This is a genomic window from Bacillota bacterium, from assembly GCA_012842395.1.
GTDB lineage: Bacteria > Bacillota > SHA-98 > UBA4971 > UBA4971 > UBA6256.
In genome coordinates this window covers 20,379-33,868 of record DUSX01000018.1, presented here as the reverse complement: position 1 = coordinate 33,868, position 13,490 = coordinate 20,379, and the positions used below count along the sequence as shown (strand labels likewise).

12 protein-coding genes and 1 tRNA gene are annotated in these 13,490 nt (G+C 63.4%); 1 reads left to right on the top strand and 12 read right to left on the bottom strand.

The window, feature by feature from the left end:
• Positions 1 to 96 precede the first annotated feature (96 nt).
• From GX515_06295 to scfA, 4 genes are all read right to left on the bottom strand, one after another.
• Positions 97 to 363: a HEPN domain-containing protein gene (locus GX515_06295; GenBank protein HHY32626.1), complete on the bottom strand. Its 267-nt coding sequence runs from the start codon at positions 361 to 363 to the stop codon at positions 97 to 99.
• Positions 364 to 508: 145 nt separating this feature from the next.
• Positions 509 to 871: a nucleotidyltransferase domain-containing protein gene (locus GX515_06290; protein HHY32625.1), complete on the bottom strand. Its 363-nt coding sequence runs from the start codon at positions 869 to 871 to the stop codon at positions 509 to 511.
• A 74-nt stretch (positions 872 to 945) separates the two neighbouring features.
• A complete protein-coding gene (gene scfB / locus GX515_06285) occupies positions 946 to 2,355 on the bottom strand; it encodes a thioether cross-link-forming SCIFF peptide maturase (protein ID HHY32624.1) in 1,410 nt (469 codons plus the stop codon).
• A gap of 149 nt (positions 2,356 to 2,504) precedes the next feature.
• Entirely contained in the window at positions 2,505 to 2,651 is a 147-nt protein-coding gene (gene scfA, locus GX515_06280) for a six-cysteine peptide SCIFF (protein HHY32623.1), read from the bottom strand.
• Positions 2,652 to 3,073: 422 nt separating this feature from the next.
• Between scfA and GX515_06275 the strand changes: the two genes are divergently transcribed.
• Positions 3,074 to 4,024, top strand: a complete 951-nt coding sequence (locus tag GX515_06275) for a prenyltransferase (protein HHY32622.1) — start codon at positions 3,074 to 3,076, stop codon at positions 4,022 to 4,024.
• Positions 4,025 to 4,223: 199 nt separating this feature from the next.
• Here GX515_06275 and GX515_06270 read toward each other — a convergent pair whose 3' ends face one another.
• From GX515_06270 to GX515_06235, 8 genes are all read right to left on the bottom strand, one after another.
• Positions 4,224 to 4,925 (bottom strand): ABC-2 transporter permease, encoded by a 702-nt coding sequence (locus GX515_06270; GenBank protein HHY32621.1) that lies wholly within the window; start codon positions 4,923 to 4,925, stop codon positions 4,224 to 4,226.
• Positions 4,919 to 5,959, bottom strand: a complete 1,041-nt coding sequence (locus GX515_06265; GenBank protein HHY32620.1) for an ABC transporter ATP-binding protein — start codon at positions 5,957 to 5,959, stop codon at positions 4,919 to 4,921. Before GX515_06265 ends, GX515_06270 begins: the two co-directional genes overlap by 7 nt.
• Complete coding sequence (locus tag GX515_06260) at positions 5,916 to 6,326, bottom strand: GntR family transcriptional regulator (protein ID HHY32619.1); 411 nt, start codon at positions 6,324 to 6,326, stop codon at positions 5,916 to 5,918. The genes GX515_06265 and GX515_06260 overlap by 44 nt, the downstream gene beginning before the upstream one ends.
• Before the next feature lie 338 nt (positions 6,327 to 6,664).
• Positions 6,665 to 8,338 carry a DUF3459 domain-containing protein gene (locus GX515_06255; protein HHY32618.1) on the bottom strand — a complete coding sequence of 558 codons (1,674 nt, stop codon included), beginning with the start codon at positions 8,336 to 8,338 and terminating at the stop codon, positions 6,665 to 6,667.
• 1,068 nt (positions 8,339 to 9,406) lie between these two features.
• Positions 9,407 to 10,087 carry an N-acetylmuramoyl-L-alanine amidase gene (locus tag GX515_06250; GenBank protein HHY32617.1) on the bottom strand — a complete coding sequence of 227 codons (681 nt, stop codon included), beginning with the start codon at positions 10,085 to 10,087 and terminating at the stop codon, positions 9,407 to 9,409.
• 389 nt (positions 10,088 to 10,476) lie between these two features.
• Positions 10,477 to 11,988, bottom strand: coding sequence for a hypothetical protein (locus GX515_06245; protein ID HHY32616.1), 1,512 nt, complete (start codon positions 11,986 to 11,988; stop codon positions 10,477 to 10,479).
• Between the two features lie 250 nt (positions 11,989 to 12,238).
• Positions 12,239 to 12,324: transfer RNA gene (locus tag GX515_06240), tRNA-Leu, on the bottom strand.
• 151 nt (positions 12,325 to 12,475) lie between these two features.
• Complete coding sequence (locus GX515_06235) at positions 12,476 to 13,477, bottom strand: dipeptide ABC transporter ATP-binding protein (protein HHY32615.1); 1,002 nt, start codon at positions 13,475 to 13,477, stop codon at positions 12,476 to 12,478.
• Positions 13,478 to 13,490 lie beyond the last annotated feature (13 nt).

The window sequence follows — 13,490 nt, the reverse complement described above, 5'->3', positions numbered from 1 at the left end:
GTCAAGGGCACCCTGCGCGCCCGGCTGGGCGGCGTGTTAGCGCGTCAGGCGTTTGGCTCGTATCCATTGAGGAGCGACAGGTCTTGGAGAGGATCCCTAGGTCAGCCCTTCATCGTCCACTACCAGCTTGTTGAGAAGGTGCTCACACTCGTCAATGAACCTTCGAACGTCCTCCTTGAGTGAGCTGACCTCAGCTGGCGTCACGGTGACGAAGTCCTCGTAGTCAGTGTCCTGCCGCTTCTCGAACGCAGACGGCAGAACCCTGGCAACTTGTGCGTCGATCAGACGGTCTTTGACGAAATGACGCTGAAAGAGGGATATCACTCCGCTGTGTTTGGACGAGTCCACTTGCTTGAGTGCCAGGAGCGCCCTTGCCGCATAGAACGCTGCATAGTAGAAGGGTTCACCGCCCCGGTGAGACCGCCGGTCTCGAGCAGCGTCGAGCCCTCCTCAAAGGACTCCTTCGCGCGCTCCATCCGGTACTTTGCCAGGATGCGTAACTCAGGCCTCATAAGGACACGCCCTCGCGTTCTAGAGTCTGGATGAACGGCGTGAGCTTCCAGATGCGATCGCGGAACACGTGTTCTGGGATGACCCGAGGAGAAATGTACACATCATGACGCAAGTTGACGTCAAAGGCTACATCGATGACCGCTTCCTTCACGCCTCGATCGAGCCTCGACACAATGACGAGCACGTCTATATCCGAATCAGGCGTATCGTCCCCCCGCAGCTTGGAGCCGAAGAGTCTGATGTCTCGTATTCCCTCTCTAAGGGGGCTTTCTCGAAGCCGCTTTACGAAGTCATCCAGGGCGTCCCTGTCCTTCTTCTTTAGCGGCGTCATCCCGCTGGGATCCCTGTGGCGACGCATTTCGACCACCCGCTTCCGCACCTAATGATACCACGAGATGGCAGAACGAAACAAGGCGCGGCGCGGCTGCTGGATCACGAAGCGGCATCGCGTGTGTCGCGCAGCAGAGCCTGCACGGCCAAGGCACACTCGATGCGCTTCTTCTGGATCGCACACGCCACGGGTTCTGGGATGAGGATGTCCCCCGACGAAAAGTAGGCATTAGCGTGGCACCCGCCGCTGCAGATGAACCGCGCCCAGCACTCGGCGCAGCCGCGCTTCGTGTACACGTGCGCACCACGGAACCTCTCCACGAGCGCCTCATCCATTTCGCCGTCGAACACGTCACCCATGAGGAACTCAGGTTGCCCCACGAACTGATGGCACGGGTACACGTTCCCGTCGGGCGCCACAGCGAGGTAGTCCACGCCCGCGCCGCAGCCCGCAAGGCGCCGCGCAAGACACGGGCCGCCCTCGAGATCCACGTTGAAATGGTAGAACGAGAACCCCCTTCCCTGGGCGTGCCGCTCAAGGAAGAGCGCGGCTAGGCGCTCGTATTCTCGGCCGATGGCGTCGAGGTCGCTCGCGCGGATGCCGTAAGACGCGTCCCGTCCGCCAACCACGGGCTCTACCGATATGCTCTCGCAACCGATGTCCGCAAGGTGCATGACGTCGGACGCGAAGTCCAGGTTCGCCCTGGTGTACGTCCCGCGGACGAAGTACGACCCGGGCGCCCGGCTCTCAACGAACCGCCGCACGTGGGGCGCCACCACATCATAGCTGCCGCAGCCCCCAGGCGCGACCCGCATCCGGTCGTGTGTCTCTTTGCGGCCGTCCAGGCTGAGCACTACGAGCATGTCGTTTTCGGTGAGGAAACGGGCCACGTTATCATCGAGCAGAACCGCGTTAGTAGTAAGGGTGAAGTCAATGTGCTTGCCAAGCCGCTCCGCCCTGGCCCGGCCGTACTCGACCGTGGACTTCACCACACCGAAGTTGAGGAGCGGTTCGCCGCCGAAGAAGTCCACGTTGAGATTGCGGCGTTTGCCAGACCGGGCGAGGAGGAAGTCTATCGCCGCCCGGGCGACGCGCTCAGGCATGAGTTCCCGCGTCATGCCGAAGTTTCCGGTCTTGCCGAAGCAGTACCGGCATCTGAGGTTACAGTCGTGCGCCACATGCAGGCAGAGGGCCTTGACGAGCACCTCGCCCGAAGGCTCGTACGGCTCGTCTGGCGCGAAGGGAGAAGAGAGCCTGCCAGAGAACACCATCTCGTCGATCTCGTCGTAAGCTTCGCCAACCGCCTCCTCGCCGTGAATGGCCGCCAACCTACGGACGACCTCCTCTCTTGACCCATGGCCCTGGTAGGCATCGGCCACATCGTAGGCCACGGCATCAAGCTCGTGAAGGCCGCCTGTTTTCACATCGAGAAGAAGGTTGACCCCGAGCACCGAGAACACATGCCAGTTGGCGTCCTTGCGCGCCCCAGACAGGCACCGTGGGCAGGGCATCCCGGGCTGAGAGCCCCCCACTTCTCCGCTCGCCGAAGCCACAGGGCGGTCGGCCGGCCGGCCATCCTCCGATCGCCGCACCGCCTCTCGACTCTGCTCCCACGCCCCACACAGCCGGGCGGCGGGCTCTCGCTCGGACCTTCGGAGGCTCACTTCTCGCGCTGCCGGCATACCTGATTACCGACGGTGCACGAGGTCTTGCACGCCGACTGGCACGAGGCCTGGCATTCCTTGCAGCCGCCCATGCCAAGCCCGGCCTTCGTCGAGCCCTCACTTACCGTGCGAATGTGCTTCATCGTAATTTTCCGCGCCACAACCACCACGTCTCCTTTATGTAGAGCTTTTGGGTCAGCTCCCAGGTTTCTCCTGGGCCGGATATCTATGATAGACCCGGGGCGTTCCACGGAACATTATAGCATCAGCTCCATGCACTGCGAAAGCCATCGGCCCGAATTTCCGGCGGAAACGCCTAAGCAGGCGTTGTGTACCTGGTCTCCCGAGGCTATAATTATCCCGAAGTCGTTGCATAAGAAGAGCTCCCGGCCGCGTTCGAGGCTACAGGGCCGCCTATGCTGGCCCTGCCCCGGCCCGCTCACCGGACCGATGTAGGACGCAGCGACGTCGGTTGCCGGCAGGGCGCCGTGGTCAGAAGAGCCGCATCGGTGGCGGGTGGCGCGGTAGCACGTGGTCGGGCTGTCCTTCAGGGAGGAAAGCGTTCATGTTGTCTCCAGTGCCTTCGTCATCTGCCTCGCGGCGCTTGCGCGGGCTCATCCAGCTGGCTGACCCGAAGATATGGGTCGCATCCACTGTCCCCATGTTCGCTGCGGGTGCCCTCGCTTACGCGGACACGGGCTCGTTCGCAATAGGATGGTTCCTCCTTACGCTCGTCGGAATCTATGCGGTTGAGGTTGGCAAGAACGCCGTAAATGAGGTGGTGGACTGGCGCTCGGGCGCCGACAGGTTCGTGGCGCCGGAGGACGCGACCCCGTTCTCCGGAGGCAAGAAGACCATAACCGGCGGCCTGCTCAGAGAGCGAGACGCCATCTGGATCGCCGTGGGGAGCTTCGCATTGGCGGCCCTCGCAGGCCTACCCATCGTCCTCTTCCGGACTTGGCACGCCCTCTGGATCGCCGCACTCGGCGGATTCCTAGCCCTCGCCTACAGCGCGCCGCCCTTCTCCTTCTGCTACCGTGGCCTCGGAGAACTCGTGGTGGGAGTGACCTTCGGCCCGCTCCTTTCGCTGGGCACCTACGTGGTGCAGACTGGGGAGCTTTCAGTAAGGCCGGTTGCCATCGGCGTCCCCATCGGGATCCTCATCGCGAGCGTTCTCTGGATCAACGAGTTTCCCGACTTCGAGGCCGATAGGCGAGCCAATAAACGCAACCTCGTGGTGCGCATGGGCAAGGCCAGGGCCAGGGTGGTATATGCGTGGCTCCTGGGCCTTGCCGAGGCGGCACTCATCGGCGTGGCGGTGTACCTGCGGAACCCGTGGGCGGTCCTGGGCCTTGCGGGAAGCGCAGAGGCCTACCGCGCCGCCAAGGTCTGCTGGCGCGCATACGATTGCACGGCCGAGCTGGTCCCAGCCAACGCGGGCACGGTCAAGACCTACATCCTTACGGGCGCCGGGCTCATCGCCGGGGCACTGCTAGGACGTTGGCTGCCGCTATAACAATCCGTCGCCACCCTGTCGCCGTCCGGTCGCCATCCTGCCCCGTCCGGCCCGCCCCGTGCGGCTCGCCATGCACCCGCCAAGGCACGTGGCGGTTTGGTTCAGGGCGAGCGACCGCGCGGCTTGGCCCTGGGCCCCAGCCACGGGTGCCGCCGTCTCGCTCCCACGATGACAGGTTCACGGCGTCCGGGCCCGGGCGCTAGGACCAGTCCCGCCTCCGCACCCACCACAGCGACGCGGCGCAACCCGCGGCGTACACCGCGAGCCCAGCGCACACCGCCAGGAGCGGCGCTGCCCAGGACCGTCCCAGAGCTTGCGCCCACTCGGGCGGTTGCACGCGCGCCCGCTGAAAGACCGCCGACGCTGCCATGATCACGGCAAACAAGCCCAGCATGACGACGCGGTTGTACGCGGCCGCCCTCGCGTATCCCAGACAGAAGAACATCGCTAGGTACACAGCCATGACCACCAGGAGCGCCCCGAAGAACGCCGCGACCGAGAGAAGTATCTGCCAGGCCAGTCCTGAAAGGCCCTGCGGCGCCCCAGCCGCGGCTCCGAGCCGGAGGCTCGGTCCGAGAAACCCTTCGGCGACGACGCAAAGCCCCCAGGAGAAGACCGCGAAGCCTACAGCCACCACGAACGTGGACACAAACTTGCTCACGACTATGGCGGCGTCGGAGAGAGGCAACCCCTTCAGAAAGAGAAGCGCCCCGTGCTTGTCGTCATCGTAGGTCGACTTGACGGCGAACCCGTAGACCGAGAGGGTCATCTGGAGAGCGACTACCGCACCGACGTCGCTCATTGCGAACGTGAGACCCAGCGCGATGGCTGCGCCGACGGCAAGGTAGAAAGCAAGCGCTCTCCTGCCTTGGATGATGTCCTTCCACACGAGGTCTAGCATGTTTCACTCCCCCTCACGATCGCAACCAGGATCTCGTCGAGCGAAACAGGAATGACGCGCGGCCTTGTTTCAGCCAGCTGAGAGATCTCCCTTTCCACATCCCCCGAAAAGGCCCGAGTGATGCCGGTGAAGGTGAGGCCGTCGATCTTGTGCGAGGCGAAGGCCTTCCCGAGGGCGCCCCTCATGGCCCGCTCCACTCTCTCCCTCGCCTCAGCCAAGCCCAGCTCGATGCGAGCCGGGTCGGACGCGCCCCTTGCGTAGGGCGGCAGCGGAAGGGGAAACGAAACCTTCTTCCACCGGGCAAGCACATCGTCTTTCACGTCGGAGATGACGACCCGTCCCTCATTGATGAACGTAACGTAGTCCGCGACCTTCTCCACGTCCTGGGTGATGTGGGTCGAGAAGAACACGCTCCGTTTCTCGTCCTGGATGACGGACATGAGTTCCGCCAGGACGTCGTGGCGGACCACCGGGTCGAGCCCGCTGGTCGGCTCGTCGAGTATCAGGAGCTCCGGCTTGTGCGAGAGGGCGAGCGCCAATCCGAGCTTCACCTTCATGCCTTTTGAGAGAGCCTTCACGGGCTTCGAGGGTTCTATCCCGAAACGTCGCAGGGTCGCCCTGTAAAACCCCGCGTCCCATGTGGGATAGTACTTGCCGACGAAGCCGCCGAGCCACGCAGGAGAGACCTCCTCGTAGAAATGAGGTTCCTCGCCCAGATAACCCACGTGCCTCTTCACTTCGGTCTCAAAGGCCACATGATCGAGGCCGAGCACCTTGACGGTCCCGCGAGACTTCCGCACCATATTCATCACTATCTTGATGGTCGTGCTCTTTCCGGCGCCGTTGGGCCCGATGAACCCCATGATGTACCCTCTCGGCAACACGAAAGACACGTCCTTGAGCTCGAACTTGGGGTACCTCTTGCCGACCGCTGACAGCATGAGCGCAGGCGCCTCTGCGAGCTCCCTGGCGCCCTTGACCGCGGCCGCCTCAGTCGCCACCGTCGCCGCCGTCCCTGCTACCGTCACCGCCACACTCCATCGCCTCCCTGAGAAGTCTCAAGAGCTCCTCATCGGTCACACCGCTTCCCCTCGCGTCGGCCACGATGTCTGCGAGTCGCTGGCGGAGGGACCGCATCCGGATGGCCTTAGCGCGCGCGGCATCGAGGTGAGCCACGAACGACCCCAGCCCTGCCCGCGTCACGATTATCCCCTCCGCCTCAAGCTCCGAGTAGGCCCTTTTCGTTGTTATCACGCTTGTCCCGGCCTCCTCTGCGAGCTGCCGGATGGACGGTAAGCTCTCGCCAGGAGCGAGCTCGCCGGAGAGCACCTTCTCCCTGATCTGGTCCACTATCTGCTTGTACAAGGGCACGGGGTTGTTGTATGAGATGCTGATGTGCACCGTGTCACGCCCTGTGTATATCGTCTATACACAGTATAGACACAATGACGGTGGGTGTCAACGGTGGATTTTGTGTGCGGCGAGGGCGCGGCCGTGCCACTCTCGGACTTGCCTGCAGGGCTTCGGCTGTCTAAGTATGTCGCCAAAAGTTCGCGCTACTTTTCGGCGGAGGGGTGCTGCCCAGGCTTGTCGGTGTTGCCCTCCGGGGACGGGCGCACTTGCGGCGCGCCTCGTTCGAATTCGGCGCGCAAGATAGCCGAATTCTCCACGCCCCGTCGTGCAAGCACCGGCAACCCTGGCGCGGTCGGGAAAGGAGGCGAAAACCTATGGCGCCATACTCAGTTAGCATCCTTGACCGCTAGGACCTTCGCGCCGTATGGCTCCAGTGTGAGCTCGAGCGATGCGAGGTCCCCGCCGCGGACGTTCGGCGGGCAAGGTGACGCCGGGCCTCTTAGAGCATCCAAGCTGTATACGGCGTCGCGGTCTACCCCCGGCAGACGGCCGCCAGGGGCGGCCAGCCTCGCGCGCACCACGTCGCCTGCGAAATTCAGCACCACCAAAACGCGGCTGCTGCCGTGCTCTCTGTAGAAGGCCAGGGCCGCATCATCCCTGCTCACGTCCAAGAAAGTCAAAGACCCGCGCCTCAGGGCTGGCGTCTCGCGCCTCATGCGGCAGAGCTCCCTGTACATAGCGCTCACAACAGGGTCCCCGGCCTGCCAGCGGATCTTGAACGGATCGAAAAGGGAGGGCCTCTCCTCCTCGCCTATCTCCTGGCCGTTATAGATGAGGGGAATCCCGTCGAGGGTGAACAAGAGAGTGGCCGCGACCTCGTAACCCCTCCGCCCGAGGGCGCGGACGGCCCGCAGCTGATCGTGGTTCTCGAGATAGCGGAGCCTCAGCGAGCCCATGGGGAACGAGCGCCGGTCGTTTTCGATCATGTCCCTGACCGCCTTGGCCGGAAGCGCGCCCGACAGAACCTGCGCCAGGATCTTGGGGAGAGTCTCCTCGTAAGTGACGTCGAACGCGGCGGCGTTGTGAGCTGGCTCGTGCGACTCCGCCAGCAAGAGCACATCGGGCTTGACCGACTTCAACACGCGCCTCGCGGCCCGCCAGAAGTCCGTCGGCACGAGCGCCGCCACATCACACCGGTAGCCGTCGATGTCGAACTTCTCGACATAGTGGCGCATGACGCCAATCATGTAGTCCCGCAGGGCGGCGCTGGAGTAGTCGAACGCGACCACGTCGTCCCAGCCGAAGCCGGCACACTGTATGTTCCCGTGCGCGTCTCTGCGGTACCACTCGGGGTGCGTCACCGTGAGAGGACAATCCCGTGCGCTGTGATTCGCCACGAAGTCCATGATGACGCGAAGGCCGTGGTGGTGCGCCGTTCTTACCAGCTCGTAAAGATCGGCGTCTGTTCCAAGGCTTGGATGGATGCTGAGATAATCGTAAATCGCATAGGGACTACCCAAGCTTCCCTTTCGCCCGTCTCTCCCTATGTCGTGAATGGGCATGAGCCAGACGCACGTGGCGCCGAGATCTGCAATCTGCGGGATCCGCCTTGTGACGCCCTCAAGGGTTCCGTCCTCGCTGAAGACACGCGGGAATACTTCGTATATCACGGCATCGCGAGCCCAGTCAGGACTCGTAACCGCCCTGAATCTGCCGAATCCTGACGCCTCCCCCTGCGGGGCCGGCGTGCGCACCTCGCCGTCCGGCGCTACCTCTACGACGGAGTTCACCGTGCCGTGCTCGTTCAGCATCATGCACGGATTGTGCGGATCGCGCGTCCATTCTCCGTCGACGACGAACTTGTACTCGTGCGCGCCCTCGCCCAGCGGCACGACAACCTCCCACACCCCGCACGGGTGCCTGTGCATCTCGCAATCAGCCGCGCGCCAGTTGTTGAACTCGCCCGCAATGTAGGCCCGCGAAGCGCGCGGGTTGAAGTAACGAAACTTGACCCCACGGCTTGCGCGCGCGGGGCCCAGCTCTCCCACAACCTCGCCCAACTTCCTGCCTCCCCCCACCACACGGGCCGGACCGTCAAGGCATAGTCCGCATCCGGCATTTCCATTATAGCGGGGAGACCAGGCAACGAGCAAAAGAACATTCTTCCTCGCTTTCCGATGCCACGGGACGCCTGGCGTCCCGCATGGCCGCACGCTGACCTTCGCTTGTCACTGCCTATGCCTTTCCCGAGGAGGTCCTCGCGACCTATGACGATGCCCAGCTCGCAGTGGCGGTTCCTGTAGTCGATCTTGTGAAGCCCGACGGACCCTACATACTCGAGCTTAGGGTCGTCCTTCATCGCCATCACAAAGACCCCCTCGTCGGCGCCGCCAGATCTGCGGAGCTGCCTATCGACGAAGTCGGCGGTCTCGTCCGCGGTTTGAGGGAAAACCGGAAAGGAGAGGTAGCGGCTTATCTTCTCGTTGTTCACCCAGCGTTGAATCGCCTCCTGGTCCTCGCGTCTGAACTCGCGAAGCACGATCCTCTCGCCACACAACATCGGCCATCGCCCTCCCCGGACGCCTTCTGGCATGTTGCGCTAATAGTAGCACATGAGATCCTAATCAGGCAAGAGGGATCTATGTGACACGTGGAGCGTGATTTCGCGGGGCCCCAGGCCCCAGGGGGGCCCGGACTCGGGGAAGGCAGGTTCCGCCGAAGACATGAAAGTGAGGACGTGAGAGACGAAGGCATCGTGACATGAAGACATGGGCCAACGCACGGGCCCCCGGGCGTCGCGTGCAACGCGGCCCGCCGGGGAGGGACGCGGGCCCCAGGCACGTTCTCAACCCCAGCGGGACGCAGCGGGACGCCATGAAATCCGGCTTGGAAGCCTAGCCGTCTCCGTCTGCCCGCAGAACCGGACACCCTGTTGGGAGCTTACTGAGGGCGTCTGCTGCCAGATGCCGTTCTAAGTCACTAAATCAGCTCTCCGCAATAGAAACATCTTCCAAGCTAGAGGGCGCAACGGTCGCGTGCTGCAAGACAGTCGGAGGAACTCCGCAATCGGCCCTTTATAGGTCATCTCTCGATTCGGCCGCGCTCCTAATGCGAAATGTGAAAATGGGCTAAGGAGCAACGCCGAAATGATTGGCGATGCCGAGGTAGATGTAATACCCCTCGCGCCAGGTGTAGCCCATGTCTTTCAGGCGGGCTTCCTGGTAGGGATTGCTTATGTATGACGCCTCTGTAAGGATCGCAGGCATCCACGCGGTTCGGAGCACATAGAAGTTGGCTGTATGGACTCCCCCGTCAGGAAGCCCAAGGCCTGACACCATACTTGCGTGGACTTTGTCGCGCAGGTCGAGCGCGGTCGCACCCGCATAGGTATACGCGTATGTTTCCGTCGCATTATAGCTCTGGTTGTACGAGGCGTTGTGGTGCACGGAGATGAACCTGTCCGCTCCCCACTGGTTAGCAGCCGCGGTCCTGCCAGCAAGGCTCACGTCGACGTCGCCCGTACGCGACATCATAACGGTTGCCCCGCCGTACTCCACCAGGCAGTTTCGGAGGGCCGTCGCCACCCTTAGGTTCACATCGGATTCGCGAAGCCCGGATGGACCGATAGCGCCCGGCTCCGGCCCGCCGTGGCCGGGATCAATGAAGATCTTGACTCCTTCCAGCCCGCCCCGCGCCAGCGCTGCGGGTGATGCCGCCACCAAAATGGTGGCCGCCATGACCGTACACCAAAGCATAGTTCGCATAGTTCCCATCGTTCTCATCGTGTTCTTGATTCTCCGTGCTTTCACTCGTGTCTCGCCCCTCCTTGGTTCTAGCCCTAGATCTTTCGGCTGCCGATCCGCCGCCCCTGCCCAGCTCGCGCCGTCCTGCCTTCTCTTCCCTTCTTTCGTTCTTTCGTTTCGGCCCGTCCCCTTCGCACCGGGCGGCTTGTAGCTTTCTGAGCGGTGTCGCACGGCGTCGGCGTGGCCATGCTCGAGGAGGCCGCCGCGACCGCGAGCCGCGTCCCGCCGTCTCGAAGCGAACGGACACAAAACAGTGGCAGCGACGGTGCGGGCCCGCGTCGCACGTCCCCCGACGCACCACACACACGCCAGGGGCGACCGGCCGCAAGCAGCGACACGCGAGAGGCAAAGCACTGCGCCGCCGCACAACCGCGGACCACGGCGGACCAACCGCCCTAGAAGCTCACGGCAAGACCCGCTGTGAGCCTCCCGTAGCTCCTGCCGCCTTCCATCCACCAATGCTCGTAGCCCGCGTGAGCGCTCGTGTTCGTGCCGAGCTCCCGGGTTACCTCCACCGACGCGGTCACGGTGGGCGTTATGTCCGCTTGTGCGAGACCTGTGACGTCCTGCCCATCATCTCCTGACGCCGACACCGCGCTGTGTGCCGCCGCCTCGTCCAGGAACCGCAGCCACGTGGCACGAACGTTCAGCTCGGTATCGCCGGAGAGCCGCCTATCATAGCCTGCGGAGACGCCCTCGGTGTTCTGGTCGAAGGGGATCCCCTGGCCACCGGACCGCGAGGCCACGCTCGAGTAGTACGGGGCGAACGCGCGCGCGATCCTGCCGTACGATAGGGTCAGCCTGTGAACCGGCGTGTTGACGGGCTCGACCTTCACCACCACGGCGGGCACCCATCCGTCGGTGCGGAACTCTGGATAAAGCGTGGAACTCGATCTGAAGAACGCGACCTCGCCTGCGATGCCGCACCCGAGGGCGTTCGCAAGGACATCCACCGAGCAGCCCGACTCATCTCCAAGGCCGCTCGCAAGGTAATTCCACGCTACGGAGACGTCGCGCCACGCCTTCTCGACTCTCAAGGCCAGGAGGTCGTCGGCGCGCGTAACGAACGAGCTGTTGTAGTAGTAGCCCGAGCTCAACCTCGCCCAGATCCCTGTGATCCCCAGCCCTCCGACGCTGGCATCCGCATAAACTCCCTCGGGCGCCTCCAGGTCGGTCCTGCCGAGCAGACCGATCGGCCCGAGCGAGAACCGACGCTTCCCGGCGGACACCTGAAACCCCTTCCCTGCATATCGGGCCCAAGCCTCATCGACCAAGAGAGGCCGGGCGACCGCCGGCATCCAGGGACTTGCATCGCTCGGGCTGCTCACGCCCCAGACCCCCTGCGTCGAGAGGCGGGTGAACGCCTGCACCGCGTCGCCGAACCTCGCGTCGACGATTAGGCTGAGGTCTTGCCTGATTCCAGGGAGGGTGACGCTGGACGGCCTGGGCGCGAGAAAGTCGTCGCCGGACACGCCGGTCAAGCCGAGGCCGGACCCGTCAGGAAGGCCGCCGTCGTCCTCGCGCGCGCTGCTGTTGCCCGACCCGGAAGCCCCAGTTGTCTCCGAATCGTCCGAATCGTCCGGCCCGGAGGGGATGTCGCCGACGAACACCTCGGCCGTTATGCCGAGGGTCCCACCGATATACAGAAGTGGGCTCCCCTCGCCCCGCACTACTACCCGACCGGGCGCCGCCTTCACCCCCTCGTACCGGGTACTGGTGACGGGCGTGCCGCCGGGCGCCGTCGCCTCCGCCGAGGGTGCGGCCAGCTCCAGCGCCAAAACGACGCAGAGGGCCAGGACGGTGAACCCGCCCGTGATGGCACCTATGGAAACGTCCCCCCTTCGGCGCGGCCTCGTGCGCAGCTTGGCTCCGGTTTTCATGATGGAACGATCATCCTTTTCCCTCATATGATGCGTTCGCCTCCCGGGCCTCGTGCGTTGCTCTGTGCCGCACGAACCCGGAAGGCGCATGTCTATCCGCTATTTCGCTGTGTAACTTTGAATATCCTGCTAGAAACGGTGATGTGGAGTAAGGAAATGACAGGAAGGGGAAACGCGCAAGCGCCCGGGCGGCCGGACTTGAACGACGTGAGGTGCTGTACACAAAAACAGACGGCGACCTCAGCCGCTTTCGCTGCGCCGCCGCATACATTTCGACTGGTGCCCGGGACGAGACTTGAACTCGTACGGGGGTTACCCACACGCCCCTCAAACGTGCGCGTCTGCCATTTCCGCCACCCGGGCACAAACTTCAAACGCGTTAAGCTATCTACGTGAACGATTATAAGGCGACGGACCCGAAATGTCAACACATGATCCGGCCCGTCGGCCCGCTGGGCGACTGGCCCGCGAGCTTGTGAACCTGAACCCGTGAGCCCGTGCGATCAAGCCGAACTTAGTGCACTGCAGCCTTCCTGTTCCCCAAGGATTTTCTGAAGTGGCACGCGACGAAATGGCTGTCCCCAATGTCGACGAACGGCGGATCCTCGACGGAGCAGATGTCCTGCGCATACCTGCACCGCGTATGGAACCTGCACCCGCTCGGCGGGTTTATCGGGCTCGGCACGTCTCCCTCCAGGATTATGCGCTGTTTCTTCTTGGTCGGATCCGGTATCGGTACCGCGGAAAGAAGCGCCTCGGTGTACGGATGCTGCGGGTTGTTGTACAGCTCGTGCTTCGCCGCGAGCTCCACTATCTTGCCGAGATACATCACGGCAACCCTGTCGGATATGTGCTTCACGACGCTGAGGTCGTGCGCAATGAAAAGGTACGTGAGCCCGAACTCGCGCTGCAGGTCCTGCAGCAGGTTGATGACTTGCGCCTGGATGGACACGTCAAGCGCCGACACGGGCTCGTCGCAGATGATGAGCTTGGGATTCACCGCGAGCGCCCGCGCGACCCCGATCCTCTGCCGCTGCCCTCCAGAGAACTCGTGAGGGTATCTCCGGGCGTGGAACGGCGACAGGCCCACAACCTCGAGAAGCTCGCGCACTCTCCTGTCTTTCTCCCTGCCCCGCGCTATCCTGTGGATCTCCATGGGCTCCCCGATGATGTCCCCCACGGTCATCCTGGGGTTCAACGACGCGTATGGGTCCTGGAATATTATCTGCATGTCCTTGCGGAGCTCGCGCATCTCCTCGCGCCCGAGCTTGAGGATGTTCTTGCCTTCGAAGATTATCTCGCCCGAGGTGGCCTCGATGAGCCTCAGGATGAGCCTGCCCGTCGTTGACTTGCCGCAGCCGCTCTCACCGACGAGGCCCAAGGTCTCCCCCCGGTTTATGTGAAAGCTCACCCCGTCCACGGCCTTTACCGCGCCGACCTTTCTGGAGAGCACTATGCCCTTTGTTATCGGGAAGTGTTTCACCAGGTCCTTTACTTCAAGAAGCACCTCTGCCATGACGCTGTCTTGC

Bases quoted from the DNA above. Each gene is read 5' to 3' on its own strand.
- GX515_06290 (HHY32625.1), bottom strand. From the start codon at position 871: ATGCGTCGCCACAGGGATCCCAGCGGGATGACGCCGCTAAAGAAGAAG.
- scfB (HHY32624.1), bottom strand. From the start codon at position 2,355: ATGCCCTGCCCACGGTGCCTGTCTGGGGCGCGCAAGGACGCCAACTGG.
- scfA (HHY32623.1), bottom strand. From the start codon at position 2,651: ATGAAGCACATTCGCACGGTAAGTGAGGGCTCGACGAAGGCCGGGCTT.
- GX515_06275 (HHY32622.1), top strand. From the start codon at position 3,074: ATGTTGTCTCCAGTGCCTTCGTCATCTGCCTCGCGGCGCTTGCGCGGG.
- GX515_06270 (HHY32621.1), bottom strand. From the start codon at position 4,925: ATGCTAGACCTCGTGTGGAAGGACATCATCCAAGGCAGGAGAGCGCTT.
- GX515_06245 (HHY32616.1), bottom strand. From the start codon at position 11,988: ATGAGGGAAAAGGATGATCGTTCCATCATGAAAACCGGAGCCAAGCTG.
- GX515_06235 (HHY32615.1), bottom strand. From the start codon at position 13,477: ATGGCAGAGGTGCTTCTTGAAGTAAAGGACCTGGTGAAACACTTCCCG.